26 protein-coding genes, 1 tRNA gene and 1 pseudogene are annotated in these 25,976 nt (G+C 37.5%); all 28 read left to right on the plus strand.

Annotated elements, in window-relative coordinates; genetic code table 11:
* The first annotated feature begins 113 nt into the window (after positions 1-113).
* Positions 114-186: transfer RNA gene (locus HMPREF1654_RS05850), tRNA-Thr, on the plus strand.
* A gap of 40 nt (positions 187-226) precedes the next feature.
* A pseudogene (locus HMPREF1654_RS10245) lies at positions 227-942 on the plus strand (FAD-binding protein); the annotation flags it as partial.
* Between the two features lie 285 nt (positions 943-1,227).
* Positions 1,228-2,958, plus strand: coding sequence for an ABC transporter ATP-binding protein (locus HMPREF1654_RS05855; protein WP_003076700.1), 1,731 nt, complete (start codon positions 1,228-1,230; stop codon positions 2,956-2,958).
* A complete protein-coding gene (locus HMPREF1654_RS05860) occupies positions 2,955-4,691 on the plus strand; it encodes an ABC transporter ATP-binding protein (RefSeq protein ID WP_003077026.1) in 1,737 nt (578 codons plus the stop codon). The genes HMPREF1654_RS05855 and HMPREF1654_RS05860 overlap by 4 nt, the downstream gene beginning before the upstream one ends.
* Before the next feature lie 118 nt (positions 4,692-4,809).
* Positions 4,810-5,307 (plus strand): rRNA maturation RNase YbeY, encoded by a 498-nt coding sequence (gene ybeY, locus HMPREF1654_RS05865; protein ID WP_003072568.1) that lies wholly within the window; start codon positions 4,810-4,812, stop codon positions 5,305-5,307.
* Positions 5,288-5,692, plus strand: a complete 405-nt coding sequence (locus tag HMPREF1654_RS05870) for a diacylglycerol kinase family protein (RefSeq protein WP_003072570.1) — start codon at positions 5,288-5,290, stop codon at positions 5,690-5,692. The genes ybeY and HMPREF1654_RS05870 overlap by 20 nt, the downstream gene beginning before the upstream one ends.
* A gap of 59 nt (positions 5,693-5,751) precedes the next feature.
* Positions 5,752-6,651, plus strand: coding sequence for a GTPase Era (era, locus tag HMPREF1654_RS05875; protein ID WP_003076826.1), 900 nt, complete (start codon positions 5,752-5,754; stop codon positions 6,649-6,651).
* A gap of 48 nt (positions 6,652-6,699) precedes the next feature.
* Positions 6,700-7,074, plus strand: a complete 375-nt coding sequence (locus HMPREF1654_RS05880; protein WP_003077013.1) for a ComEC/Rec2 family competence protein — start codon at positions 6,700-6,702, stop codon at positions 7,072-7,074.
* A gap of 60 nt (positions 7,075-7,134) precedes the next feature.
* Complete coding sequence (locus HMPREF1654_RS05885) at positions 7,135-7,611, plus strand: NUDIX hydrolase (protein WP_003076837.1); 477 nt, start codon at positions 7,135-7,137, stop codon at positions 7,609-7,611.
* A gap of 28 nt (positions 7,612-7,639) precedes the next feature.
* On the plus strand, positions 7,640-8,194 hold the full coding sequence (locus tag HMPREF1654_RS05890; RefSeq protein ID WP_003076266.1) for a GNAT family N-acetyltransferase: 555 nt from the start codon (positions 7,640-7,642) through the stop codon (positions 8,192-8,194).
* Positions 8,195-8,244: 50 nt separating this feature from the next.
* Entirely contained in the window at positions 8,245-8,769 is a 525-nt protein-coding gene (locus tag HMPREF1654_RS05895; protein ID WP_003076382.1) for a DinB family protein, read from the plus strand.
* An 11-nt stretch (positions 8,770-8,780) separates the two neighbouring features.
* Positions 8,781-9,224, plus strand: a complete 444-nt coding sequence (locus HMPREF1654_RS05900) for a GNAT family N-acetyltransferase (protein ID WP_003076510.1) — start codon at positions 8,781-8,783, stop codon at positions 9,222-9,224.
* A gap of 7 nt (positions 9,225-9,231) precedes the next feature.
* Positions 9,232-10,056 (plus strand): DNA-formamidopyrimidine glycosylase, encoded by an 825-nt coding sequence (gene mutM, locus HMPREF1654_RS05905; protein ID WP_003076817.1) that lies wholly within the window; start codon positions 9,232-9,234, stop codon positions 10,054-10,056.
* A gap of 3 nt (positions 10,057-10,059) precedes the next feature.
* A complete protein-coding gene (gene coaE, locus HMPREF1654_RS05910; RefSeq protein WP_003076720.1) occupies positions 10,060-10,653 on the plus strand; it encodes a dephospho-CoA kinase in 594 nt (197 codons plus the stop codon).
* Between the two features lie 4 nt (positions 10,654-10,657).
* Positions 10,658-11,875, plus strand: coding sequence for a multidrug efflux MFS transporter (locus tag HMPREF1654_RS05915; protein ID WP_278043792.1), 1,218 nt, complete (start codon positions 10,658-10,660; stop codon positions 11,873-11,875).
* Complete coding sequence (rpmG, locus tag HMPREF1654_RS09825; RefSeq protein ID WP_003034401.1) at positions 11,859-12,008, plus strand: 50S ribosomal protein L33; 150 nt, start codon at positions 11,859-11,861, stop codon at positions 12,006-12,008. Before HMPREF1654_RS05915 ends, rpmG begins: the two co-directional genes overlap by 17 nt.
* Positions 12,009-12,047: 39 nt before the next feature.
* Positions 12,048-12,281 carry a preprotein translocase subunit SecG gene (secG, locus tag HMPREF1654_RS05920; RefSeq protein ID WP_003024744.1) on the plus strand — a complete coding sequence of 78 codons (234 nt, stop codon included), beginning with the start codon at positions 12,048-12,050 and terminating at the stop codon, positions 12,279-12,281.
* Between the two features lie 90 nt (positions 12,282-12,371).
* Positions 12,372-14,711, plus strand: a complete 2,340-nt coding sequence (rnr, locus tag HMPREF1654_RS05925) for a ribonuclease R (RefSeq protein ID WP_003076716.1) — start codon at positions 12,372-12,374, stop codon at positions 14,709-14,711.
* Positions 14,674-15,141 (plus strand): SsrA-binding protein SmpB, encoded by a 468-nt coding sequence (smpB, locus tag HMPREF1654_RS05930; protein ID WP_003076815.1) that lies wholly within the window; start codon positions 14,674-14,676, stop codon positions 15,139-15,141. Before rnr ends, smpB begins: the two co-directional genes overlap by 38 nt.
* Before the next feature lie 167 nt (positions 15,142-15,308).
* The gene (locus HMPREF1654_RS05935) at positions 15,309-16,013 is read left to right on the plus strand and encodes a helix-hairpin-helix domain-containing protein (protein ID WP_003076279.1); all 705 of its coding nucleotides are present in this window, start codon (positions 15,309-15,311) and stop codon (positions 16,011-16,013) included.
* On the plus strand, positions 15,997-18,231 hold the full coding sequence (locus tag HMPREF1654_RS05940) for a DNA internalization-related competence protein ComEC/Rec2 (protein WP_014829690.1): 2,235 nt from the start codon (positions 15,997-15,999) through the stop codon (positions 18,229-18,231). The genes HMPREF1654_RS05935 and HMPREF1654_RS05940 overlap by 17 nt, the downstream gene beginning before the upstream one ends.
* A gap of 77 nt (positions 18,232-18,308) precedes the next feature.
* Positions 18,309-19,022: a DUF805 domain-containing protein gene (locus tag HMPREF1654_RS05945; protein WP_003076424.1), complete on the plus strand. Its 714-nt coding sequence runs from the start codon at positions 18,309-18,311 to the stop codon at positions 19,020-19,022.
* Positions 19,023-19,457: 435 nt separating this feature from the next.
* A complete protein-coding gene (locus HMPREF1654_RS05950; protein WP_003076968.1) occupies positions 19,458-20,444 on the plus strand; it encodes a Gfo/Idh/MocA family protein in 987 nt (328 codons plus the stop codon).
* A gap of 24 nt (positions 20,445-20,468) precedes the next feature.
* The gene (locus HMPREF1654_RS05955; RefSeq protein WP_003072601.1) at positions 20,469-21,122 is read left to right on the plus strand and encodes a uracil-DNA glycosylase; all 654 of its coding nucleotides are present in this window, start codon (positions 20,469-20,471) and stop codon (positions 21,120-21,122) included.
* A gap of 26 nt (positions 21,123-21,148) precedes the next feature.
* Positions 21,149-21,619, plus strand: a complete 471-nt coding sequence (locus tag HMPREF1654_RS05960; protein WP_003072602.1) for an NUDIX hydrolase — start codon at positions 21,149-21,151, stop codon at positions 21,617-21,619.
* Between the two features lie 11 nt (positions 21,620-21,630).
* Positions 21,631-22,905 carry a dihydroorotase gene (locus tag HMPREF1654_RS05965; RefSeq protein WP_003076495.1) on the plus strand — a complete coding sequence of 425 codons (1,275 nt, stop codon included), beginning with the start codon at positions 21,631-21,633 and terminating at the stop codon, positions 22,903-22,905.
* 269 nt (positions 22,906-23,174) lie between these two features.
* The gene (gene metK, locus HMPREF1654_RS05970; protein ID WP_003076610.1) at positions 23,175-24,365 is read left to right on the plus strand and encodes a methionine adenosyltransferase; all 1,191 of its coding nucleotides are present in this window, start codon (positions 23,175-23,177) and stop codon (positions 24,363-24,365) included.
* A gap of 336 nt (positions 24,366-24,701) precedes the next feature.
* A complete protein-coding gene (locus HMPREF1654_RS05975; RefSeq protein ID WP_003076758.1) occupies positions 24,702-25,961 on the plus strand; it encodes a UDP-N-acetylglucosamine 1-carboxyvinyltransferase in 1,260 nt (419 codons plus the stop codon).
* Positions 25,962-25,976 lie beyond the last annotated feature (15 nt).

The raw sequence follows: 25,976 nt of genomic DNA on the forward strand, positions 1-25,976 counted from the left end.
AAATTGCAATGATTCCGTGATGCAGGTTGCTAAGAGCTTCTTTTTTATTTGGTGAAAACATTTTTCAAATCTATTGACAAGAATCTTTCTGCATGATATAGTAAATAAGTACTGCTGATTTAGCTCAGTTGGCAGAGCGCATCCATGGTAAGGATGAGGCCGCCGGTTCGATCCCGGCAATTAGCATGAATAACAGGAAAAAGTCCAGTTTATTGGGCTTTTTTGCATTGGTGACGATATTAAGACATCAAATTCACCAGCTATTATAGGTGATGGTATTCTCTTAGGTCAAAGCGTTGGTACAGACCTAGTCGGTTTGGACTTCTATCAAATAATGCTGGTATCTGACCCGATTACAGGCGCTTCCGGCTAACTTCATCATGGTCAATACTTAAGGAAAACGTTTTGTAGATGAGTACGGTAGTCGGGATAAATGAGTTCAGGCAGCAATTGACAATGGTGGTTTTTTCTATCTGATTGTAGACGATAATATGAAAGAAACAGCTTATAATACAGTCAAGAAAAGATTGATGCACAGGTAGCACATGGAATGATTTACCGATCAGATAATTTGGAAGAGTTGGCTTAACAGCTACAAATGGATCCACAGCTCTTTACCAAGACGATCACAGCTTATAATATTTATGTTGATGTAGGCTATGATCTTGAATTTGAAAAAAGAGCTTTCGACCTCAAGGTTGAAAATTCACCATTTTATGCCACTCCTTGAAAACCAGTCGTTCACCATACTATGAGCGGTCCTAAGATTGATACGAAAACGTATGTTATCAATAAGCAAGGACAAGTTATCCGAAGTTTCTACGCAGCTTGAAAGTAGCTGGCGGATTGCATGTTGGAAACCGTTTGAGTGGTAATTGCCTTACTGATATTTTTATTTTTGGACGTATTGCAGCCGAAATTGCTATTACAAAGAATTGTTAATCTTGATTTTAAGGCAGAAAATTCATTCAGTTTTGGGAGGATTTTTTGTAAATATTCTTGACAAGCATTTCTTTTAATGTTAAAGTATTAACTAATTAAAAGTAGAAAGGAGAATGTATCATGAATAATGTAAAACAAAACAGTACTCAGATATATCATACGACAGAACTCCTTTCTAGCACAGCACTGTAATTTATTTTTGATGAAAAAATAAATAAAAACAAGTAAGCTCAGGACAGGTTTATTCTGTCTTGAGCTTTTTTGTGTGTTTAGGAAAGGATTAGGATGATTAAAAGTTTATTTGGATATATAAAAGAGCATAAATGGTTATATTTGTCCATTGCTCTGGTTTTACTATTGTATGATTTTACAATGTTGATTCCAACACAGGTAATTCAGCGTTTAGTAGATTATCTTTCGCATCATAGTTTGACACAGCAGAATTTAATTAGAGATGTTAGTTTGTTGGCTCTGGTGACGATTTGTAACTATCTTTCAGCTTACTATTGGCATTTAAAGATATTTCAATCGTCCATTGATTATAAATTTCTCATTCAAAGAAGAGCTTTTGAAAAATTGGTAGCTATGAGAATGCCTTTCTATGAAAAATTTCGTTCTGGTGATATTCTAACGCGTTTTTCAACAGATGTTGAAGGAATGATGGAGATGGCTGGCTATGGAATTGTAATTCTCTTATATGCTGGAGGTATGATTGTCTTTGTCATTCCGACCATGTTTTTTATCTCATGGGAAATTAGCTTACTGGCTATGATTCCGCTTATGACATTGATGATCTGGATTTATTTTCTTGGTAAAAAACAAGATAAACTAGTCGAAAATAATCGTGAAGCAGTGGCATCTTTGAATGATGAGGTGCTGGAAACAATAGAGGGAGTCCGAGTTGCGCGTGCTTATAGCAAGAAGACAAGTCAGAAAGAACAGTTCCAATTGCGCACAAAAGCTTTATCTAAGGTTGGTGATCAAATTGCCAGCATTCAATATCTTTACGCGCCTCTCTCCTCTGTCTTTATCGCTTTATCAACGATTATTGTGCTTCTTATTGGGGCTATTTTTATAATAATGGGACAGTTAACAATTGGGCAAGTGATCGCTCTTCAATTGTATATGATTAGCCTTATTGAACCTTTTTGGATGTTGTCGGACTTTATCTTGGTCTATCAAACAGGGAAAACGTCTTTTAAAAAGGTCGCAGAATTGATTGAAACGACAGATGATATGAAAATGAGTGGCAAAGAGGAGTTAAGACATCTTATCTCTATTCGTTTTCAGAATTATCATTTCACTTATCCACAAACAAAAAGACCTAGCTTGCGTAACATAGCTTGGCAAATTGAAGCAGGAAAGACGTATGGTATTGTTGGAAAAACAGGATCTGGTAAAACAACCTTAGTTCGTCAGCTTCTTCAGCAATATCCTGTTGGACGAGGTACATTTCAGATAAATGGAAAATCCGTCAGTCACTATTCACGTCCATCGATTGAAGCAATGATTGGCTATGTCCCTCAGGAGCATATTTTGTTCTCAAAATCTGTCAAAGACAATATTGCCTTTGGTAAGAGAAATGCGACATTAAGCGATATTGAGAAAGCTATTAAAACAGCAGCATTTTCAGAAGATTTAAAACGAATGCCAGACGGACTGGAAACTCTTATTGGTGAGAGAGGAGTGTCAATATCTGGCGGTCAAAAACAAAGAATTTCTTTAGCACGCGCCTTTATTAGACAACCAGAAGTCCTCATTTTGGATGATTCTTTGTCAGCAGTTGACGCTCAAACAGAGCGTCGAATTATCAAAAATCTTCAGGATATGCGAGCTAATCAGACAACGATCATTGTGACACACCGTTTGTCAGCTATCCAGCAGGCAGACTGGGTTCTTGTCTTAGAAGATGGACAAATTGTTGAAGAAGGGACACCGAACCAGTTGCTAAATAAAGGAGGCTGGTATGCCGAACAATATCAGCGGCAGCAACATCAGAAAGGAGGGAGCAAATGAGTATCATTAGTCGTTTATTAAAAGAACTAAGAGTTGTTCGAACTGCATTCTTTTTTGCGGTTGGAATTGCTGTTTTAGCAACGGTGACTAGCCAACTGTCTCCTCTCTGTTTGAGAAATATGATAGACGGACCGCTTACACAGATTGGAAGCGGAAAAGATCGTCAGGTTCAGCTTTTGCAATTAGCTGGATTATACATAATGGTTGTAGTTTTGGGGAGCATACTGACTTACTTAGGTGATCGCCTTTTAGCGCATTGTGGAAACAAAGTAGCAGAACATCTGAGGAATGAAGCTTATCAGGTTATGCAAAATTTGCCGATTTCTTACTTTGATGATAAACCGGCAGGTAAGATTGCAACCAGAATTGTAAATGATACGGAAACCTTACGAAGACAATTTTATGCTAGTTTGGTTAGTGTTTTGATTCAAGTTCTTCGGATTGTTTTTACCTACGCTCTATTGTTTTACCTTAGTCCGCTTGCTGCCTCGGTACTTTTACTATTGCTTCCTGCTTTTTATGGGATACAAGTATTTTATAAAAAACTAACAGACAAGCCGATGAAAGACTTTTATGATTCACGGAGTGATATCAATAATCAAGTGAATGAATTGATGCATGGAGCCAGCTTGATACAGTTATATCATCAGGAAAAAACAGTTCTTTCAGAATTTAATGCAACTGCTCGAAAAATGAGCCAAGCTGATAAACAAATTGTATGGGTAAGTGCTCTTTCGTCTTGGCCATTAACGGAATTTTTAAAAAATACAGTGCTTGCTGTCATTTTGACGATAGTTGGCCGGCAATTTTTAGGCGGTCGCAATGTCATTACCGCTGGTGTACTGTTTATCTATCTCAATTATATTATCAATTTATTTGAGATGATGGGTTTTCTGGTTCGGCTTTTCCCAAATGTACAACGATCATTGGAAACAGGAAAACGAGTTTTAGAATTGTTAGATCAACCTCAGGAAGAGGATGTAAAATCACAGTTGGCAGTTGTTAAAGGACAAGTTACATTTGAACATGTGAGCTTTGCATATGAGAAAGGCAAGACAGTTCTGCACAATATTAGTTTTAAAGCAAAGAAAGGAGAGACGGTTGCTTTGGTAGGACATACCGGCTCTGGAAAATCTTCTATCATGAACCTACTTTATCGTTTCTACGATCCTAAAAAAGGGAAAATCTATGTTGATCAACAAGATATTCAACAATATTCTCGTGAAAGTCTTCGTAGTCACATGGGGATTGTTTTGCAAGATCCTTATCTATTCACAGGAACACTAGCAACTAATGTAGCTATGAGCCGTTCAGGCATCAATCGTGAAAAAGTTTTGGAATCTTTAGAAAAAGTCGGTGCAGGGGACTTGCTGGCTCGTTGTAAAGAAGGAATTGATGAGCCTGTAAAGGATAAAGGGGCAGCATTTTCAAGCGGTGAACGTCAATTGATTTCATTTGCTCGAGCTCTCTATGCTAATCCTCAAATTTTAATATTGGATGAAGCAACTTCTCATATTGATACAGAAACCGAAGAACTGATTCAAAAAGCAATGGCTGTTGTAAAGGAAGGGAGAACAACTTTTATCATTGCTCATCGTTTATCAACCATTCAAGAGGCAGATCAAATCCTGGTTATTTCTGAAGGAAAGATTGTAGAGCGGGGGCAACACGACACATTGGTAAAACAAAATGGGATCTATGCTCAAATGAGCCGTCTCCAGCAACAAGTATAAGTTTTGAAAGAAAAAATGTGCAATAAAGAGCAGAACTAAATAGTAAATGATTTATAAATCAGCCATCCCTATCTGAAATATGATATAATTAAAGTGATACTAATAAAGTGGGTGCATGATGTATATTGAAATCATAGATGAAACAAATCAAGTTTCGGAAAAAATGATAAAGCAAACGCAGGAAATTTTGCAGTTTGCTGCGAAGAAGATTGGGAAAGAAAATAAGGAAATGACTGTAACGTTTGTCACAAATGAGCGTAGTCATGAACTGAATTTAGAATATCGAGATACGGATCGTCCGACAGATGTTATTAGTTTGGAGTACAAGCCTGAGTTGGACATTGCCATTGATGAGGAGGACTTATTAGAAAATCCTGAGTTGGCAGAAATGTTAGAGGACTTTGATGCTTATATCGGAGAACTTTTTATTTCCATAGATAAGGCGCATGAACAAGCAGAAGAATATGGTCACAGTTTTGAGCGGGAAATGGGTTTTCTTGCAGTACATGGTTTTCTGCACATCAATGGATATGATCACTATACGCCAGAAGAAGAGGCGGAGATGTTTGGCTTACAGGAAGAAATTTTGACTGCTTATGGACTTACAAGACAATAATACAAACAAACGCAAATGGAAAAATCGCGACGTGATTTCGAGTTTAGAATTTGCTCTAACAGGAATTTTTACTGCAATTAAAGAAGAACGTAATATGCGTAGTCATGCTATTTCAGCAATTGTGGTGGTCTTTGCAGGATTACTTTTTCAGGTAACTGCGATAGAGTGGCTTTTCCTTTTTCTGAGCATCTTTTTGGTCATTGCTTTTGAGATTGTTAATTCGGCGATTGAAAATGTGGTAGATTTAGCTAGTGATTATCACTTTTCCATGCTGGCTAAAAATGCCAAGGATATGGCAGCTGGTGCAGTTCTAGTAGTTTCTGGATTTGCAGTTGTGACAGGATTAATTATTTTTATTCCTAAAATTTGGAATTTAATGTTTTAAAGATTTGGAAATCGGGGGAAACGCCGATTTTCTACTGTTCATTGAATAGAGGTGAAATAATGACTTTTAAATCTGGTTTTGTAGCCATTTTAGGACGCCCTAATGTCGGGAAGTCAACTTTTTTGAATTATGTCATGGGGCAGAAAATTGCTATTATGAGTGATAAGGCTCAGACAACTCGTAACAAGATTATGGGGATTTATACGACAGACACGGAGCAAATTGTCTTTATTGATACGCCGGGAATTCATAAGCCTAAAACAGCGCTCGGTGATTTTATGGTAGAATCTGCTTATTCAACGTTACGGGAGGTAGAGACAGTCCTGTTTATGGTTCCTGCTGATGAAAAGCGTGGTAGGGGTGATGATATGATTATGGAGCGTCTCAAGGCAGCAAAAATTCCTGTCATTCTCGTTATCAATAAAATTGACAAAGTACACCCAGACCAGTTGCTGGAGCAGATTGATGATTTTCGGACACAAATGGAATTTAAGGAAATTGTGCCTATTTCTGCCCTGCAAGGCAATAATGTATCTCGGCTGATGGAATTGCTGAAAGAAAACTTGGAAGAAGGCTTTCAATATTTTCCAGAGGATCAAATTACTGATCACCCAGAACGCTTTTTGGTTTCTGAGATGATTCGAGAAAAAATTTTGAAATTAACAGAGCAAGAAGTACCGCATTCAGTGGCGGTAGTTATTGAATCTATGAAACGTGATGAGGAGACAGACAAGGTACATATTCGTGCCACCATCATGGTGGAGCGTGATAGTCAAAAGGGTATTATCATTGGCAAGCAAGGGGCTATGCTCAAGAAAATTGGTAAAATGGCACGCCGTGATATTGAAATTATGCTAGGCGACAAGGTCTATCTCGAAACTTGGGTTAAAGTCAAGAAAAACTGGCGGGACAAGAAATTGGATTTGGCAGACTTTGGCTATAATGAGAAGGAGTATTGAGGGTGGCTTTTAGGGACAGAGAATCTAACGTAGGAGAGGGAGAAGAAAATGGTTTATTCAATTTGGTTTACTACTTTAGATAAGGAAATAAAGGACGGCTTGCTTTGTAATCGTTATACAGAGGATGAAGTAAGGTCTATCTACCATCAGTACTTAGAATTGAAAGAGCAACGGCACAAGGGATTCAAGACAGCTAGCATGACATTGATAGTTATTTTTATCTTAATGCCGTTGCTGGCGATATTTAGTGGTAGAGCAAATTTAATTTTCCTCATAGTACAATTATTTTTGCTGCCAATATTCGCTTTATTGTGTCTTGGTCTGGCTTATTATTTTATGTTTGGGATGTTTAGCCAGCAATTAAGGAAAGCTATGAAAGTCCATTATGCTCATATTATAGAAGAAATGAATCATCAGAAATAGACAAAGCAATCAGAAAATAGAGTTGGCGGCTTTTGGGTGGAAAGAGAGGGAGTATTAAACATGACTCAAGATTACATTTCCTATATCCGATCAAAAGTTGGACATGACAAGATTATTCTGACTTTTGCTGGGGGCATTTTGACGGATAAGGATGGACGCGTACTCTTGCAATTACGTAGGGATAAGAAAACTTGGGCCATTCCTGGTGGTGCAATGGAGCTTGGGGAGTCCACGCTTGATACCGCTAAGCGTGAGTTTTTTGAAGAAACGGGAATTAAAGTACAAGCAACACGTTTTCTCAATGTTTATAGCAATTTTGAGGAAGTCTATCCTAATGGTGACAAGGTGCAGACGGTTGTCATGATTTATGAATTTAAGGCGCTAAATGACTTTGATATTTCTGATTTTCACAACGAAGAAACCTTGCGCCTTCGTTTCTTTTCTGGAGACGAGATAACGAAACTCGAATCTGTTAGTCGTAAACATCGCCTGATGTTAGAGGAATACTTTACAAATAACTTTGCTCTGGGGCATTGAATAAAGAATAATGATGAGGCAAGATTTTATGAAACATATCGGGACACAAAGATTGTTAACAGAACGGTTGCTGCTTAGCCCTTTTGTAGCTAAAGATTACCTTGCCATGTATCGTAACTGGGCCTCTGAACCAGACAATCTTCGTCATGTAACTTGGTCTACTCATGAGAATACTAACGTTACCAAACAATTAGTGGCTCAGTGGGTTCAACAATATCAGGATCTGGATTTTTATAAATGGGCGATTTGTCTGAAAGAAAATTCTGACGAAGTGATTGGTGATATTAGTGTGGTGGATATAGATGAAGATATTAATGCTTGCGAAGTTGGTTATGTCTTGAGTAAAAGATATTGGGGACGAGGTTTGATGACTGAGGCACTCCAAGAGGTGCTTTCTTATCTTTTGAAAGAAGCAGACTTTAATCGTGTCACAGCAGACTTTGTTACTGACAATCCTGCTTCAGGACGTGTTATGGCCAAGGCTGGAATGATATACGAGGGAACCTTTCGCAAAGCAGTATTTCATAAAGGGAAAATCAAGGATTTTTCCTCTTATGGAATTTTAAAATCAGATTTGCAGTGATAATAGGTGTATTTTAGTGCTTGATACAGTTTAATAAAGGAAGCAGGACAATGGAATTTGTAGAACTTTTAGTGGAAAATGTAGAACGAGTTCAGGAGCGTTTTTTGTCTGTATTGGAAGGTTTGTCTTTAGAAGAGGTGAACGCTTTTCCACTTGTAGATACTGTTCCATCTATTAAGTCTATCACTTGGCTGACTTGGCATACGGCACGGGAGTTGGATTTCCAGATTGCTGATTTAGCAAAGACTAATCCAGTCTGGTTTTCTAAAGGTTGGAAGAAAAAATTTGCCTTGGATTTGCCAGATGATACGGAAGATTGGCATCACACTCCTCAAGAAGCGCATAAAGTTGTGGTGACAGATATTGATTTTCTTAAAGGTTATCTGTCTGATGCGGTTGCGACAACAATTGCTTATTTATCAAAGGTAAATGAAGATAGTCTGGATGATGTTGTCGATGAGAATTGGATTCCAGCTGTTAAACGTGGAAATCGTTTAGTATCTATCATTGACGATGCGACTATGCATTCAGGTCAGACAGTATACGCACGCCGTTTATTAGGAAGAGAAGACTGAAAGAAATAATCATGATAGGAGAAATCCGAGAGGTAGAAAAATCTCAGCTAGCTGATTGGGCTTACTTTGCTCATTTAGCTTGGAAGACAGAGAAAAAGAAATTATTAGTAGCATTTTCTGAAGGAAAATTTCCTAATGAATTTTTGTACTACATAGAAGGAGAAGCCGTTGCTTGGGTCAGCTTATCTATGCGTTCGGAGTATGTGGAAGGAGCAGAGCAACTTCCTGTCGCATATATTGAAGGCATAGCGGTAGCACCTGTTTTTCAAAGACATGGTATCGCTACTCAGCTTCTTGACTTTGCTCAGTCGTGGGCGACAGAAAAAGGAGTGTCTCAGCTAGCTTCAGATTGTGATATAGACAATGCAGTCAGTCAAGCTTTTCATAAGAAAATAGGATTTAAAGAAATAAGTCGAACAGTCCATTACATGTTAAATTTGGATAAGAAAGGATAAAAATTTCATGCCAGAATTACCAGAGGTTGAAACAGTCAGGCGTGGCTTAGAGCATTTGATTGTTGGCAAAAAAATTGTATCGGTAGAGGTTTGTGTGCCCAAAATGGTCAAAACGGGTGTAGAAGATTTTCAGCTGAACATTTTAGGACAAACCTTTGAAAGTATTGGCCGTCGTGGCAAATATCTTCTTTTAAATCTCAACAGGCAGACCATTATTTCTCATCTGCGCATGGAAGGAAAGTATTTGCTTTTTGAAGATGAGGTACCGGACAATAAGCGTTTTCATCTTTTCTTTGGTCTGAATGGTGGGTCAATCTTGGTCTATCAGGATGTCCGCAAATTTGGTACTTTTGAATTATTGCCTAAAAGTCAGGTTGAAGCTTATTTTGTTCAGAAAAAAATTGGTCCTGAGCCAAATGCCAAAGATTTTAAACTCAAGCCTTTTGAAGAAGGACTGACCAAATCACACAAGGCCATCAAAACACTACTTTTGGATCAGCATTTGGTGGCTGGACTTGGCAATATTTATGTAGACGAAGTGCTCTGGGCAGCAAAAGTCGATCCAGAACAGCTAGCCAGTCGACTGAAAAAATCAGAAATCAAACGAATTCATGATGAAACCATCCGTATTCTGCAACTGGCTATTGAAAAGGGAGGCTCGACCATTCGCACTTATCGCAATGCTTTAGGAGAAGACGGCACAATGCAAGATTTCTTGCAAGTCTATGGAAAAGCAGGGCAACCTTGCACTAGATGTGGTCATGAAATTGAAAAAATCAAACTAGCTGGTCGTGGAACTCACCTTTGTCCACATTGTCAAAGAATGAGGTAGGACATGGCAAAAATAATTGGAATTACAGGCGGAATTGCCTCTGGAAAATCAGTTGTAACAGACTTCCTGCGCTCTCAAGGTTATCAAGTGATTGATGCGGATCAGGTAGTTCATGAATTGCAGAAACCGGGAGGTCAACTTTATCAAGTTTTGTTGTCAGAATTTGGAACAGAAATTTTATTGGCAGACGGTCAATTGGATCGAAAAAAGCTAGGAACTCTTCTCTTTAGTCGTCCTAATTTACTAGAGAAGTCCAGTCGCTTACAAAATGATATTATTCGAGAAGAATTAGCTGTAAAACGTAATCAATTGGCAGCCACAGAAGAGCTTTTCTTTATGGATATCCCACTCTTATTTGAGCAGGAGTATGAAGATTGGTTTGATCAAGTTTGGCTAGTAGATGTGAGTAAAGATACTCAATTAGAACGTTTGATGACTCGAAATAATCTTAGTCAAGAAGAGGCTCAACGACGCATAGCAGCCCAGCTTTCTTTAGCAGAAAAAAGACAAAGAGCTGAGATTGTGATTGACAATAATGGTGCGCTTTTGGCTACTTTAAAGCAGGTGCAGGCATTTTTAGACAAAGAAAGAAGATGATGTTATTAAGAATCAAGAAAATTGGAAACGGAATCTATGGATTGCTTGGCTGGGAAACTTTTTTGTAGGAGCTAGTATGTCACTAGTTGTTCCATTTATGTCCTTGTATGTGGAAGAACTGGGAGTCAGAGGCTCTATGGTTGAATTTTATTCAGGTTTAGCGGTTTCGAGTACAGCTTTGACAGCCGCACTTTTATCACCTGTCTGGGGGAGTTTAGCTGATAGGTATGGTCGCAAGCCTATGATGATTCGAGCTGCTTTTGCAATGACTTTTACGATGGGAGGCTTGGCTTTTGTGCCGAATGTATTTTGGCTCATTGTTTTGAGACTGTTAAATGGTGTGTTTTCTGGTTATGTACCTAATAGTACTGCTTTAATAGCTAGCCAAGCACCCAAAAAACATTCTGGATATGCTTTGGGAACATTGTCAACAGGTGTAGTAGCGGGAACTCTGATGGGACCTCTTTTGGGAGGCGTAATTGCACAAAGTTTAGGGATGAGAAATGTTTTTCTTTTGGTGGGATTTTTCTTGTTTCTTGTTACTGTGTGGACCATTTTCGGGGTAAAAGAAGACTTTCATCCCGTCCCTAAGGAAAAAGAAGTTTCAACCAAGCAGCTATTTCAACGAATTCCTCAAAAAGCAATTCTTTTTGGTTTATTCATTACTAGCATGGTGATTCAGATGATTGGGCAGTCTATTTCCCCTATTTTGACACTTTATATCCGTTCTTTAGGGCAAAAGGAAAATCTATTGTTAGTATCTGGTGCAATTGTTTCAGCAATGGGGGTCTCAAGTATATTTTCTTCTAGTTGGTTAGGAAAATTAGGAGATAAAATAGGAAACCACCGTTTGCTCTTGCTGGCTCTCTTGTATAGTTTTGTTATTTATATTTTTTGTGCTAGAGCTGGAACACCACTTGAGCTAGGAATTTATCGTTTTTTATTTGGATTGGGTACAGGAGCCCTTTTGCCGGGAGTAAGTTCTTTACTGAATAAAATCACACCTAAAGAAGGTATTTCACGGATTTTCAGTTACAATCAAACCTTCTTTTATATCGGTGGTGTTATTGGACCATTAATGGGATCGACTATTTCAGCTCATTTGGGTTATCATTGGGTTTTTTATAGCACAGCAGGCCTAACTTTGGTGAATTTTTTCTTTTTATTGTTTAGTTTTAGAAAATATTTAGGAGTGAGAGAAGTCAGTGCGGGTAAAGATTAATTTACAATGTTCAAGTTGTGGCAGTCAGAATTATTTAACAAGCAAAAATATGAAAACACATCCAGAAAGGATTGAAGTGTTGAAGTATTGTCCAAAAGAAAGAAAAGTGACCTTACATCTTGAATCAAAATAAGTTTTATGATAAAATAGTTAAGATTTTAAGGAGTTTGATATGTATAATTTATTATTAACCATTTTATTGATTTTATCAGTATTTATTTTAATCGCAATTTTTATGCAGCCTACAAAAAATCAATCAAGTAATGTATTTGACGCAAGCGCAGGAGACTTGTTTGAAAGACCAAAAGCAAGAGGTTTTGAAGCAGTAATGCAGCGTTTGACAGGAGTGATGGTTTTCTTTTGGTTGTTGATTGCACTAATGCTGACAATCTTATCTAGTAAATAAAATGGGCTTTGACTTTGTCTTTGCCTATTTTTTCTGTATTAGATAAGAAAAGGCAACTGAAAGTTTAGAAAACATAAGAAAAAGGAAAGAATGAAAGAAGAAATTTTAAGTTATTTAAGAGAAAAAAAAGAAGCTAGTATGGATGAGCTGGCACAAAGATTAGGAAAAGAAAAAGCAAAAGACTTTAGAAATTTAGTTCAGATGATTTCTGAAATGGAGCGAAAACGTCAATTGACCTTTAGCAATGCTGGGAAAATTCAGATTCGTAAAGAAAAGCAAAAGCTTACCTTGAAAGGTACCTTTCATGCCCATAAAAATGGCTTTGGTTTTGTAACCTTAAATGAAGAAGAGGATGATCTTTTTATTGGACGTAATGATGTCAACTATGCGATTGATGGTGATAGGGTAGAAGTTGTAATTACTAAGGTTGCAGATCGTAGCAGGGGAATATCTGCTGAAGCGAAAATTATCGATGTTTTGGAACACAGTTTGAAAACAGCAGTGGGTCAGCTTATTTTGGATGAAGAGAAACCTAAATATGCTGGTTATATTCGGTCAAAAAATCAGAAAATATCTCAACCTATTTATATTAAGAAACCGGCTTTGGTTTTGGATGGGACAGAGATTTTAAAAGTAGAGATTGATAAGTACCCGACTAAAAAACATGACTTTTTTGTAGCTACTATTTTGGATGTAGTGGGTCACAAGGATGATCCAGGGATTGATGTTCTGGAAGTTTTGGAGTCCATGGACATTGTGTCTGAGTTTCCAGAAAGAGTTTTGAAAGAAGCATCAGCAATTCCGGATATGCCATCTAAAAAGGATTTTGAAGGTCGTTTAGATCTGCGTAATGAAATTACCTTTACTATTGATGGGGCGGATGCTAAAGATTTGGATGATGCAGTTCATATCAAGAAACTATCAAATGGACATTTTGAACTGGGAGTTCATATTGCAGATGTTTCTTACTATGTTCAAGAAGGTTCTGAATTGGATAAGGAAGCGCTCAATCGAGCAACATCTGTTTATGTGACGGATCGAGTAGTACCTATGCTGCCTGAACGCCTATCCAACGGTATCTGTTCACTCAATCCTAATGTAGATCGGCTGACGCAATCGGCTATCATGGAGATTGATCAAAAAGGGCGAGTTGTTAAGCATACTGTTACTCAAACAGTCATTAAGACTGCTTTTCGTATGACCTATAGCGATGTGAATGATATAATTACAGGAGACAAGGAAAAACGAGCAGCATTTAAAACAATTGTTCCAAGTATAGAGCAAATGACAGAGCTTCATGCTATTTTAGAAACGATGCGTTTCAAGCGAGGAGCCCTTAATTTTGATACGAAAGAGGCTAAAATCTTAGTTAATAAAACGGGGCGCCCAGTAGATATTATTTTACGCCAGCGCGGAGTTGCGGAACGTATGATCGAGTCATTTATGTTGGTCGCAAATGAAACAGTGGCAGAGCATTTTGCCAGATTAAACCTCCCCTTTCTCTATCGGATTCACGAAGAACCTAAGGCTGAGAAAGTCCAGAAGTTTATTGATTATGCATCTACCTTTGGAGTTCGAGTATATGGGACGGCTAATTCTATAAGTCAATCTGCTCTTCAAGATATTATGAAGGCGGTACATGGTCAGCCCTATGAAGAAGTGCTATCTATGATGCTTTTGCGCTCTATGCAGCAGGCTCGTTACTCAGAACACAACCACGGCCATTATGGCCTAGCCGCCGAGTTTTATACCCACTTTACCAGTCCAATCCGCCGTTATCCAGACCTTTTGGTTCATCGCATGATGCGTGATTATGGCCATTCTTTAAAAATAGCAGATCATTTTGAGCAAGTCATTCCAGGTATTGCTAGTCAGTCATCCAGTCGGGAACGGCGAGCGATTGAAGCGGAGCGAGAAGTAGAAGCTATGAAAAAGGCTGAGTTTATGGAAGAGTTTGTGGGAGAAGAATTTGATGGTATTGTGTCGAGTATAGTCAAATTCGGTCTATTTGTCGAACTTTCAAACACAGTTGAAGGTTTGATTCATGTAGCCAACTTGCCAGAATTTTTCCACTACAATGAACGTAATCTAACTTTGCAGGGTGAAAAATCCGGTGTTGTTTTTCGAGTCGGCCAACGAATTCGCATTAAGTTAGTTCGATCGGATAAAGCGACTGGTGAGATTGACTTTGAATACCTACCTAGTGAATATGATGTAATTGAAAAGAAAAAACACTCCAAGTTCAAGCAAGACAGACGTCAACAGTCTTATCGCGGTGACGGAGAGCGAAAGAGCAAATCTTCAAAAGGAATCATTTCTAGGGATAAGAAATCAAAGAAAAGCCAAGGGAAGAAACCATTTTATAAAGAAATGACTAAGAAAGGAAGCAAGAATGGCAAAAGGAGAGGGAAAGGTCGTCGCTCAAAATAAGAAAGCACGTCACGACTATATTATTGTTGATACGATTGAAGCGGGCATGGTTTTAACTGGAACTGAAATTAAAAGCGTACGCGCTGCACGAATTAACCTAAAAGACGGTTTTGCTCAAATCAAAAATGGAGAAGTCTGGCTCAGTAATGTCCATATAGCTCCTTATGAAGAAGGAAATATTTGGAATCAAGATCCTGAACGTAGGAGAAAATTGCTGTTGCATAGAAAGCAAATTAAAAAATTAGAGCAGGAAACCAAAGGAACTGGGATGACTTTAGTTCCTCTCAAAGTTTACCTTAAGGATGGTTATGCTAAGTTGCTTTTAGGATTGGCTAAAGGGAAACATGACTATGATAAGCGCGAATCTATTAAACTTCGTGAGCAAAGTAGAGATATTGCTCGGTCTATGAAGGCTTATAATATACGATAATATCCATTATATTACTCTCATTTTTTAATAGGGTGGAGTGTTTCATTGGTTAATCCTTATCAAAATTCTTTTTCTAATATTGCAAAAGCTGAAAAATTTTTTCAGCTTTTTTATTTATTTTACGAATAAACAGATAAAGTAAATTTTAATTCAGTTTAGGAGGAAAAATGTTAGAGGTAATCGTCACAAAAATCAAAGAGTATAAAATTTTAGTTGCTTTAAGCCTGATTGGTTTGATCATAGCAGGATTTTTTATGATGACTAGTAAATCTGCTAGACAATCTAATGTGGGAGATATTGCACAAGAGACCACAAATGAAAAACTAGAACGGAAAGAAACTTCAACTGAAACGAAGAAAAAACAACAGAAAGAAGAAACAGAATCTCAAAAGAATTTAGCGAGTGAAGAAGTGGAATTTTTAACTGTAGATGTTAAAGGTGCTGTTAAAAATCCAGGTATTTATCAATTAAAAAAAACGAGCCGTATCAATGATGCTATTCAAAAAGCGGGTGGACTAACAACAGACGCTGACAGCAAATCTATCAATTTGGCTCAAAAACTAACAGATGAGGCTGTGATTTATGTGGCAGCTATGGGTGAAAATGTAACAAATGCTGCAAGTAATAATGGACAAACTTTAACGAAAGATACCAATGGAACTGCGGCACAAAAAGGGAATAAGGTCAATCTAAATAAGGCTAATTTGTCTGATTTACAGTCTATTTCTGGTATCGGACAAAAGCGCGCCCAAGATATTTTAGATTATCGTGAGGCAAATGGAAAATTTAATTCTGTTGATGATCTTAAAAATGTATCAGGAGTTGGTGCTAAAACATTAGAGAAATTGAAAGAATATGTCACAGTGGATTAAGATATTTCCGATCAAACCAATTTACATTGCTTTTTTACTTGTCTGGTTATATTTTGCAATCTATCAAAGTAATTGGTTGGCAGGAGTGGGATTGATCTTTCTGTTAATTCGTCTTTCCCGCATATATTCGCTAAAAGAATGGTTTACAACTTTAATGATTCTCGCTTGTTTTGCTGTTTTTTTCCTTGTTCGTAGGGAACTGGCGAATCGGAAGATAAAAGTAGAAGCTCCTCCTGTAAGACAAGTTGCGGTTTTACCTGATACAATTAAGGTAAATGGAGATTCGCTTTCTTTTCGTGGTAAAGCAAAAGGACAGACATATCAAATTTACTACAAATTGAAATCAAAAAAAGAAAAGTTGGCTTTTCAAAATCTATCCAGCCTTGTCACATTAACTGTTGAGGGGGAATTTGAATCTCCTGAAAAGCAGCGCAATTTTTCTGGTTTTGATTATCAAGCCTATCTAAAAACACAAGGGATTTATCGAATTTTAAAGGTGGATCAAATTTTGTCTAGTCAAGATAGGGTTAGCCTCCAACCGTTTGAGTGGCTGTCTAGCTGGCGAAGAAAAGCATTGGTTTTCATTAAGAGAAATTTCCCGAATCCAATGAGCAATTATATGACAGGGTTTTTGTTCGGAGCTTTGGATACAGATTTTGGTGAAATGAATAACCTTTATTCGAGCTTGGGAATTATTCATTTATTTGCATTGTCTGGTATGCAAGTTGGTTTTTTTATGGAAGGGTTTCGTAAGTCACTGTTGAGATTGGGGCTTACGCAGGAAATAGTTCATAAGTGTCAATATCCATTTTCTTTTTTTTATGCTGGAATGACAGGTTTTTCAGTATCCGTTGTACGGAGTTTAATCCAGAAATTATTGTCACAACACGGCATTACTAAGTTAGATAATTTTGCTTTAACAATAATGGTGTTGTCCTTGATTATGCCCTCCTTTCTTTTAACAGCAGGAGGAGTACTTTCTTGTGCGTATGCTTTTATCATTAGCGTTTTAGATTTTAAAGGCCTGACTCCTTATAAAAAGATTATTATAGAGAGTATTGTCATTTCGCTTGGCATTTTACCAATTTTAATCTTTTATTTCGGAGAATTTCAGCCCTGGTCTATTTTATTGACATTTGTTTTTTCGTTGATTTTCGATATAGTGATGTTACCGGGGCTAACGATAATTTTTCTTGTTTCCCCTTTCATAAAACTCACTCAAGTTAATTTTCTATTTGAATGCTTAGAAAGTAGCATTCGCTGGTTAGCAAGTATGTTTAGCAGACCAGTCGTTCTTGGCAAACCTAATCCACTTTTGCTAATCGCTATGTTGCTTGTATTAGCTATCTTGTATGATATTCGGCAAAATAAAAAATGGCTGATATTTCTTAGTCTGTTTCTTTCATTACTCTTTTTTGTAGCTAAATTTCCTTTACAAAATGAAATCACAATGATTGATGTCGGGAAGGGAGATAGTATTTTTATGCGAGACTGGAGAGGGAGCACTGTATTGATTGATGTTGGCGGACGTGAAGAAATTAGAAAAAAAGAAAGTTGGCAAGAACGTATAAGTAGTTCAAACGCAGAGAGAACGCTGATTCCATATCTTAAAAGTCGTGGTGTAGATACGATTGATACTTTAGTCTTAACAAATCCAAATTCAGATTATGCAGGAGATGTATTAGAAGTTGCTAAAAAGTTTTCGATAAAGAAAATTTTTATTTCCAGAAGTAGTTTGAATGATGCAGACTTTTTAAATAAATTAAAGGAGACAAGGGCATTTGTTCATGTCGTAAAACAAGGAGACAAACTTCCTATTTTTGATCATCATTTGCAAGTTCTTTCTGGTACGAATAAGAATGATCAATCGCTAGTTTTATATGGTCAATTTTTTCGTACAAGGTTTTTATTTATGAGCAATTTAACAGAAGAGGATGAAGTAAAGCTAATGCAACTTTATCCAAAACTAAAAACAGATGTCTTGAAGGTTGGGCAACATGGATCCCAAAATTCATCAAGTTCTAAGTTCTTACAGCAAGTAAGACCAGTGATTGCCCTCATCTCTACTGGGAAAAACAATTCATCCAAATCGCTAAGTCAAGAAACAATTGAGCGATTCAATCGATTAAATACAAAGATCTATCGAACAGATAAACAGGGGGCTATTAAGTTTTCGGGTTGGACAACATGGCAATTAGAAACTGTTCAGCAACCATAGTTTTAAAATGGAATTACGTTGATTTATTAGGAAGAGTGTGATATGATAATTAAAAATAAAAGTTTAGGAGATGTATTATGTTTACAGCTTATAAAAAGTTTTGGACTCATTATGCTGATTTTGAAGGAAAATCAACAAGATCTGAGTATTGGTGGTCTGTTTTGTGCAATGTTTTGATTACACTGCCATTTGGTATGATAGCTTTTGGGTCGATTTTAACTGCAATTTTCAACATTGTGCAACAAGCAGCTTACTATCGGGAAGGACTTGGTGAATTTGATCCAAGTGTTTTTATAGCTAGCTTAGGTTCTACATTCATTATTATTATTTTATTGAGTATTTTCTGGGTAGCAACTTTAGTTCCAAATTTGGCAATTATTGTGCGTCGCTTGCGTGATGCTGGCTATCATTGGGCATTCATATTTTTATATGTAGCTCCTGCGCTTTTGATGTGGGTTCCACTTTTAAATATCTTAGCTGTTTTAGCTGTGCTGCCATGTTCTATTACTCTGATTGTCTTACTTTGTATGCCAACTAAAGAAGTGCAAACATCTACTGTTTACCAAGGACAATTTACGACACAACAAATGCAATCTCAAACGCAACAATTTACTCAATCGCAAGAATCAGTACAACCTCAAGCGATGAAAACAGAAGTAACACCAGTTCAACAAGAAACAAAAGTGACAGAAATGGCCGATCAAGATCAAGCTATTGAATCGGAAGAGAAAGATTTAACCTCAGCTATTACGGAAAATGAACAATTAAAAAAAGATGGACTCGGACAATAGAGGACATTTTACAGTTAAATAATTAGGTATAAAGAAAAGCTCAGTGAATGAGCTTTTTAAGTTTACAATATTAAATAAGGAACGGAGCTAGTTTTTATTAGGATCGTTATGAAAATCAATTATGAGGCAAATTATTGCAATAGCAAAAATAAATAATATCCGAGGATGATTTTTATCATTATATTTGAAAAGTAACATAAAGCGATAAACAAGAGTAAAAATAAACCAAGACCACATAAAATTGCTTCCTTTTCAATTTATTATAACATAAAGAAATAATCTGATTTTATTCGATTGTTTAGATAGAAAAGTATGTGTGTCCTTACAGTTTGATTTTAGAAGTTTTTGACACAGGCGATGTCTCTACATAAAAAGTCAGCTAAATGAAGTGAAATTTGGTATGATAAAGGTAATCATATAGCTAGGAGAATGGTCGTGGAAAATAAAGTACGGTACAAATGGGCCACTTTAGGTACAGGTGTAATCGCCAATGAATTAGCACAGGCTTTGGAGAAATCGGGAGGTAAACTTTATTCTGTTGCCAATCGAACGTATGCAAAAGGTGTAGATTTTGCACAGAAATATGGTATTGAAAAGGTCTATGACAAGATAGATGACGTATTTAGGGATGATAATGTGGACATTATCTATATTTCTACACCGCACAATACGCATATTGATTTTTTACGAAAAGCACTAAAAAATGGAAAACATGTTCTATGCGAGAAGTCTATTACACTTAATTCTGAAGAATTAGAAGAAGCTATCTTTCTAGCGGAACAGCATCATGTTGTTTTAGCTGAAGCTATGACCATTTATCATATGCCGATTTATCGTCAATTAAATAAAGTAATTTCTAGCAGGCGATTAGGCGACTTAAAAGTGATTCAAATGAACTTTGGCAGTTATAAAGAATATGATATGACAAACCGTTTCTTTAATCGTCAGCTTGCAGGCGGAGCCCTTTTGGATATTGGTGTATATGCCTTATCATTTGTTCGCTGGTTTATGACATCTCGGCCCAATCAAATTCTTTCACAAGTGAAATTTGCACCAACAGGCGTTGATGAGCAGGCGGGGATTCTTCTGACGAATGCTGAAGGAGAAATGGCAACTTTGACCTTGAGTCTCCATGCTAAACAGCCTAAGCGAGGAACAATTGCTTATGATAAAGGCTATATTGAAATATATGAATATCCTCGAGGACAAAAGGCGGTTATTACCTATACGGAAAACGGGCATCAAGAAATCATTGAAGCTGGAAAGACGAGCGAAGCTTTAATGTATGAGGTTCTTGATATGGAAGAAGCAGTAGCTGGTGACAAAGATGAGATGTACTTGCATTATAGTCGTGATGTCATGAAAATCATGACAGATTTACGAAAAGAATGGGGAATGACCTATCCTGAGGAAGAAAAGTAATTGAGTATAGAAGAGGAGAAAACAATGGAACACTCAGCTTGGCATAGTTTGATTAAGCAACAATTACCTGATGGTTATTTTGGTAAAATTAATTATTTTTTAAATCAGGTTTATTCATCAGGCACGATCTATCCGCCGCGTGAAAAAGTATTTAATGCGATACAAACGACTGATTTAGTAGATGTAAAGGTGGTAATTTTAGGACAAGATCCTTATCATGGTCCGCGTCAAGCGCAGGGGTTGAGCTTTTCAGTACCAGATGATATTCCAGCGCCGCCCTCTCTTCAAAATATTTTGAAAGAATTGGCAGATGATATCGGCATGAAAGAATCTCATGATTTGACATCTTGGGCGCGTCAAGGAGTACTGTTGCTAAATGCGAGTTTGACTGTTCCTGCTGGGCAAGCAAATGGGCATGCTGGTCAAATTTGGGAACCGTTTACGGATGCCGTTATTAAGGTTGTCAATGAAAAAGATACATCTGTTGTTTTTATTCTCTGGGGTTCCTATGCACGCAAGAAAAAAGCATTGATTACCAATCCAAAACATCTCGTTTTGGAATCTCCTCATCCGAGTCCTTTATCGGCTCATAGAGGTTTTTTTGGAAGCAAACCTTTTTCTAAGACAAATGCCTTTCTGACATCTCAAGGGATAGAACCGATAAATTGGTTGGTATAAGTGGTTTGAGATATGAAAGGAGAAGAATGGTTAAATTAGCAACGATTTGCTATGTGGACAATGGAAAAGAATTTCTGATGTTACATCGAAATAAAAAGCCCAATGATGTCCATGCTGGCAAGTGGATTGGTGTTGGTGGAAAATTAGAAAATGGAGAAACACCACAGGAGTGTGCTGTCCGAGAAATCTTTGAAGAGACGGGATTGCGCGTGAAAAAGCCGATATTAAAAGGTATTATCACTTTTCCAGAGTTTACACCGAACCATGACTGGTACACTTATGTATTTAAAGTGACAGAGTTTGAGGGAGAACTGATTGACTGCGATGAAGGTACTTTAGAATGGGTACCTTATGAACAAGTTCTATCTAGACCAACTTGGGAGGGAGATCTTACTTTTATATCTTGGATTTTAGAAGAAAAACCGTTTTTCTCGGCTAAATTTTCTTATAAAGGAGAGACGTTAGTGGAGAGCCATGTTGATTTTTATGAAGATTAAGGAGAAAATTTATGTTGTTAATTAAAAATGGTCGGCTTATGGATCCTAAATCTGGTTTAAATCAGGTTTGTGATATCTTGATGAAGGATAAAAGAATTCTTCAAATTGGTCAAGATTTGAAAGTAGAAAATGCTCAGGTAATTGATGCAACTGGATTGGTGGTGGCACCAGGATTGATTGATATCCATGTTCATTTTCGTGAGCCTGGTCAGACACATAAGGAAGACATCCACACAGGTGCTTTGGCAGCGGCAGCAGGTGGATTTACAACTGTTGTCATGATGGCAAATACTACTCCAACAATTTCAACAGTTGAAACATTACAAGAGGTTTTGAAAACAGCCGATCATGAAAACATTCACATTAAATCAGTTGCAACCATTACAAAAAACTTTGATGGAAAGCATTTAACTGATTTTAAAGGTCTTTTAGCAGCAGGAGCTATTGGTTTTTCAGATGATGGGATTCCATTAAAAAGTACCAAAGTAGTACGCAAGGCCTTGGAAGAAGCCGACAAAAATGGTACATTTATTTGTCTTCATGAAGAGGATCCAGAACTGAACGGCATACTCGGTTTCAATGAGCAGATCGCCAAAGAACATTTTGGTTTTTGCGGTGCGACAGGCGTTGCTGAATATAGCATGATTGCGCGTGACGTCATGATTGCACACGCAACCAATACTCATATTCATATCCAGCATTTATCCAAGGCTGAGAGTGTAAAAGTTGTAGAATTTGCTCAGCAATTGGGAGCTAACGTAACGGCAGAAGCAGCGCCTCAGCATTTTTCTAAAACAGAGAACCTATTGTTACTAAAAGGAAGCAATGCAAAAATGAATCCACCCCTTCGTTTGGAATCAGACCGTTTGGCAGTCATTGAAGGGCTTAAATCAGGAGTGATTTCGGTTATTGCGACAGACCATGCACCTCACCATATCGATGAAAAAAATGTAAAAGATATCACCCAAGCACCATCTGGTATGACAGGTTTAGAGACGTCACTTTCGCTTGGCTTGACGTATTTGGTGGATGCAGGTCATTTGACACTTATGCAGTTGCTGGAAAAAATGACGATTAACCCCGCACAGCTTTATGGTTTTGACGCGGGTTATCTTGCTGAGAACGGTCCAGCCGATCTCACGATTTTTGATGCAAATGCCGAACGCATGATAACAGAAGATTTCGCCTCAAAATCAATTAATTCACCATTTATTGGCGAAAAATTGAAAGGTATTGTGCATTATACTATCTGTGATGGGAAAATCGTCTATGGAGATAGATTATAATTATGGTATAAGGTTGGAAGTGCTTTTCAGCCTTATTGTATTATTTTCTTATAATTTTTAGAACATTTTCTGTTTCTTAAGATATAAAAATGATACAATAGAGACGTTAAAAGAGTCCCGAAAAGGTAGTCAAATGTTAAAAATAAACCATAGAGACTAGTTCTTTGTAACTTTTTAACGTAAGTCTGTTTACAGATTTTCAAATACCTTCCTAGTAATAAAATAGCATTTCTAGGGAAGGGATAATTTATTAAAAGGGGGACATGAATATGTCAGAACGTAAACTTTTCACATCTGAATCTGTATCTGAAGGACATCCAGATAAGATTGCGGATCAAATTTCAGATGCCATTTTAGATGCTATCTTGGAACAGGATCCAGAAGCTCATGTGGCTGCTGAGACGGTTGTTTATACAGGCTCTGTCCATGTTTTTGGAGAAATCTCTACAACTGCTTATGTGGATATTAACCGCATAGTTCGTGATACGATTGCAGAGATTGGCTACACAAATGCTGAATATGGCTTTTCGGCAGAGACGGTGGGAGTGCATCCGTCGCTTGTTGAGCAATCACCAGATATTGCACAAGGGGTGAATGAAGCATTAGAAATTCGTGGGAATGTTGATCAAGATCCACTTGATTTGATTGGCGCTGGAGATCAAGGTCTTATGTTTGGCTTTGCCGTAGATGAAACGCCTGAACTAATGCCACTGCCTATTTCTTTAAGTCATAAATTAGTCCGTCGTTTAGCAGAACTTCGTAAATCTGGAGAAATTGCTTATCTTCGTCCAGATTCAAAATCTCAAGTAACGGTTGAATACGATGAAAACGATCAACCTGTCCGTGTTGATACTGTAGTTATTTCCACTCAACATGATCCAGAAGTAAGCAATGAACAGATTCATCAAGATGTGATTGAAAAAGTCATTAAAGAAGTGATTCCGATGGAATATTTAGATGGAGAAAGTAAGTTTTTTATCAATCCAACTGGTCGATTTGTTATTGGTGGACCTCAAGGGGATTCAGGCTTAACTGGTCGTAAGATTATTGTTGATACATATGGGGGGTATGCACGTCATGGCGGTGGAGCCTTCTCTGGGAAAGATGCTACGAAAGTCGATCGTTCAGCGTCTTATGCTGCGCGTTATATTGCTAAAAATATTGTTGCAGCAGGTTTAGCTAAGAAAGTAGAAGTTCAGTTGGCTTATGCTATCGGGGTTGCACATCCAGTATCAGTTCGCATTGACACTTTTGGTACAGGTAAGGTCTCAGAAAGTAAGATTCAAACAGCAGTTCGACAAATCTTTGATCTTCGTCCAGCAGGTATTATTCAAATGCTTGATCTGAAACGACCGATTTATCGTCAGACTGCTGCTTATGGGCATATGGGACGTACAGATATCGACCTTCCGTGGGAAAGACTTGATAAAGTAGATGAGTTGAAAGCAGCTTTTAAATAATCGTAGTATCCCAGTCTTTCATACTATTGAGATGAGTTGGAAAGCAAGGCTTTTGATAAAGGTGGTTTTTGATTTTTGGAAGTAAACAGCGTTGTAATCCACTATATAAGAAAAGATGATTAGCTTCGTTAACAGTGTAGTGCAGATATGAGATGACAAAATAGATTTTTATTTTAGATCCTTCTAGAATGTAACAAAAACAAACTAGTTCTGTCATCATTATATAACAAGAATGACAAGTGGATTAGATTTCTTTAAAAGGATAGGCATTTCAGAAAAACTGTGTTATAATAAAGTGCAGTATATTTGATTTAAAATTCCCTGAAAGAGCTAAAAATGAAAAAAATTGTAATTAATGGTGGTCGCCCCTTAAAAGGAGAGGTGACCATTAGTGGTGCTAAAAATAGTGTAGTCGCTTTAATTCCAGCAGCAATCTTATCTGATGAAATCGTAACTTTGGATTGTGTGCCAGATATTTCAGATGTTGTAAGTTTGATTGATATCATGGAAGCCATGGGGGCAACTATCGAGCGTCAAGATGATACACTTAAAATTGATCCTCGTGGGATAAAAAATATGCCGATGCCTTATGGCAAAATCAATAGCTTGCGTGCTTCTTATTACTTTTATGGTAGCCTGCTAGGCCGTTATGGTGAGGCGACGGTTGGTTTACCTGGAGGCTGTGATTTAGGTCCGCGTCCTATTGATTTGCATTTAAAAGCCTTTGAAGCCATGGGGGCTACTGTGTCTTATGAAGGAAATTCCATGAACCTTTCGACAGGAGGCAAACGACTTCATGGGGCTAGTATTTATATGGATACAGTAAGCGTTGGAGCGACTATTAACACCATGCTTGCGGCAGTAAAGGCAAAAGGGCGTACTGTCATTGAAAATGCAGCGCGTGAGCCTGAAATCATTGATGTAGCGACACTTTTGAATAATATGGGAGCACATATTCGAGGAGCCGGTACTGATATTATTATTATTGAAGGTGTTGATACGCTTCATGGAACTCGTCATCAAGTCATTCCAGATCGAATTGAAGCAGGAACTTATATCTCAATGGCAGCTGCAATTGGTGAAGGAGTGCAAATCAACAATGTTCTTTATGAACATTTGGAAGGTTTTATCGCTAAATTAGAGGAAATGGGAGTTCGTATGACTGTTTCTGAAGATAGTGTTTATGTTGAGAAACAGCATGATTTGAAAGCAATCAATATTAAGACTGCTCCCTACCCAGGATTTGCGACAGACTTACAACAGCCCATTACGCCGCTTTTGTTGATGTCTAAAGGACGTGGCTTGATTATTGATATGATTTATGAAAAACGAGTAAATCATGTTGCTGAATTAGCTAAAATGGCAGGTAAGATTTCAACAAGCGCCAATCACGTTGCGTATGAAGGCCCTAATCAATTGCAAGGGGCAGTCGTCAAAGCAACTGATTTGCGAGCAGGAGCAGCTCTTGTAATCGCAGGATTGCTAGCTCACGGAAAAACTGAGATTACAAATGTAGAATTTATTTTGCGTGGCTATTCAAATATTATTGAAAAGTTGACTAATTTAGGAGCAGACATTCAACTTGTTGAAGAGTAACTCTGAATAGTGTTG

It is taken from the genome of Streptococcus intermedius SK54 = ATCC 27335 (assembly GCF_000413475.1).
GTDB classification, from domain to species: Bacteria; Bacillota; Bacilli; order Lactobacillales; family Streptococcaceae; genus Streptococcus; species Streptococcus intermedius.

Bases quoted from the DNA above. Each gene is read 5' to 3' on its own strand.
- HMPREF1654_RS05890 (WP_003076266.1), top strand. From the start codon at position 7,640: ATGAAACATATCGGGACACAAAGATTGTTAACAGAACGGTTGCTGCTT.
- HMPREF1654_RS05965 (WP_003076495.1), top strand. From the start codon at position 21,631: ATGTTGTTAATTAAAAATGGTCGGCTTATGGATCCTAAATCTGGTTTA.
- HMPREF1654_RS05955 (WP_003072601.1), top strand. From the start codon at position 20,469: ATGGAACACTCAGCTTGGCATAGTTTGATTAAGCAACAATTACCTGAT.
- HMPREF1654_RS05895 (WP_003076382.1), top strand. From the start codon at position 8,245: ATGGAATTTGTAGAACTTTTAGTGGAAAATGTAGAACGAGTTCAGGAG.
- era (WP_003076826.1), top strand. From the start codon at position 5,752: ATGACTTTTAAATCTGGTTTTGTAGCCATTTTAGGACGCCCTAATGTC.
- secG (WP_003024744.1), top strand. From the start codon at position 12,048: ATGTATAATTTATTATTAACCATTTTATTGATTTTATCAGTATTTATT.
- mutM (WP_003076817.1), top strand. From the start codon at position 9,232: ATGCCAGAATTACCAGAGGTTGAAACAGTCAGGCGTGGCTTAGAGCAT.
- HMPREF1654_RS05885 (WP_003076837.1), top strand. From the start codon at position 7,135: ATGACTCAAGATTACATTTCCTATATCCGATCAAAAGTTGGACATGAC.
- smpB (WP_003076815.1), top strand. From the start codon at position 14,674: ATGGCAAAAGGAGAGGGAAAGGTCGTCGCTCAAAATAAGAAAGCACGT.
- coaE (WP_003076720.1), top strand. From the start codon at position 10,060: ATGGCAAAAATAATTGGAATTACAGGCGGAATTGCCTCTGGAAAATCA.
- metK (WP_003076610.1), top strand. From the start codon at position 23,175: ATGTCAGAACGTAAACTTTTCACATCTGAATCTGTATCTGAAGGACAT.
- HMPREF1654_RS05975 (WP_003076758.1), top strand. From the start codon at position 24,702: ATGAAAAAAATTGTAATTAATGGTGGTCGCCCCTTAAAAGGAGAGGTG.
- HMPREF1654_RS05945 (WP_003076424.1), top strand. From the start codon at position 18,309: ATGTTTACAGCTTATAAAAAGTTTTGGACTCATTATGCTGATTTTGAA.
- HMPREF1654_RS05935 (WP_003076279.1), top strand. From the start codon at position 15,309: ATGTTAGAGGTAATCGTCACAAAAATCAAAGAGTATAAAATTTTAGTT.
- ybeY (WP_003072568.1), top strand. From the start codon at position 4,810: ATGTATATTGAAATCATAGATGAAACAAATCAAGTTTCGGAAAAAATG.
- HMPREF1654_RS05940 (WP_014829690.1), top strand. From the start codon at position 15,997: ATGTCACAGTGGATTAAGATATTTCCGATCAAACCAATTTACATTGCT.
- HMPREF1654_RS05855 (WP_003076700.1), top strand. From the start codon at position 1,228: ATGATTAAAAGTTTATTTGGATATATAAAAGAGCATAAATGGTTATAT.
- HMPREF1654_RS05870 (WP_003072570.1), top strand. From the start codon at position 5,288: ATGGACTTACAAGACAATAATACAAACAAACGCAAATGGAAAAATCGC.
- HMPREF1654_RS05880 (WP_003077013.1), top strand. From the start codon at position 6,700: ATGGTTTATTCAATTTGGTTTACTACTTTAGATAAGGAAATAAAGGAC.
- HMPREF1654_RS05960 (WP_003072602.1), top strand. From the start codon at position 21,149: ATGGTTAAATTAGCAACGATTTGCTATGTGGACAATGGAAAAGAATTT.
- rnr (WP_003076716.1), top strand. From the start codon at position 12,372: ATGAAAGAAGAAATTTTAAGTTATTTAAGAGAAAAAAAAGAAGCTAGT.
- HMPREF1654_RS05900 (WP_003076510.1), top strand. From the start codon at position 8,781: ATGATAGGAGAAATCCGAGAGGTAGAAAAATCTCAGCTAGCTGATTGG.
- HMPREF1654_RS05860 (WP_003077026.1), top strand. From the start codon at position 2,955: ATGAGTATCATTAGTCGTTTATTAAAAGAACTAAGAGTTGTTCGAACT.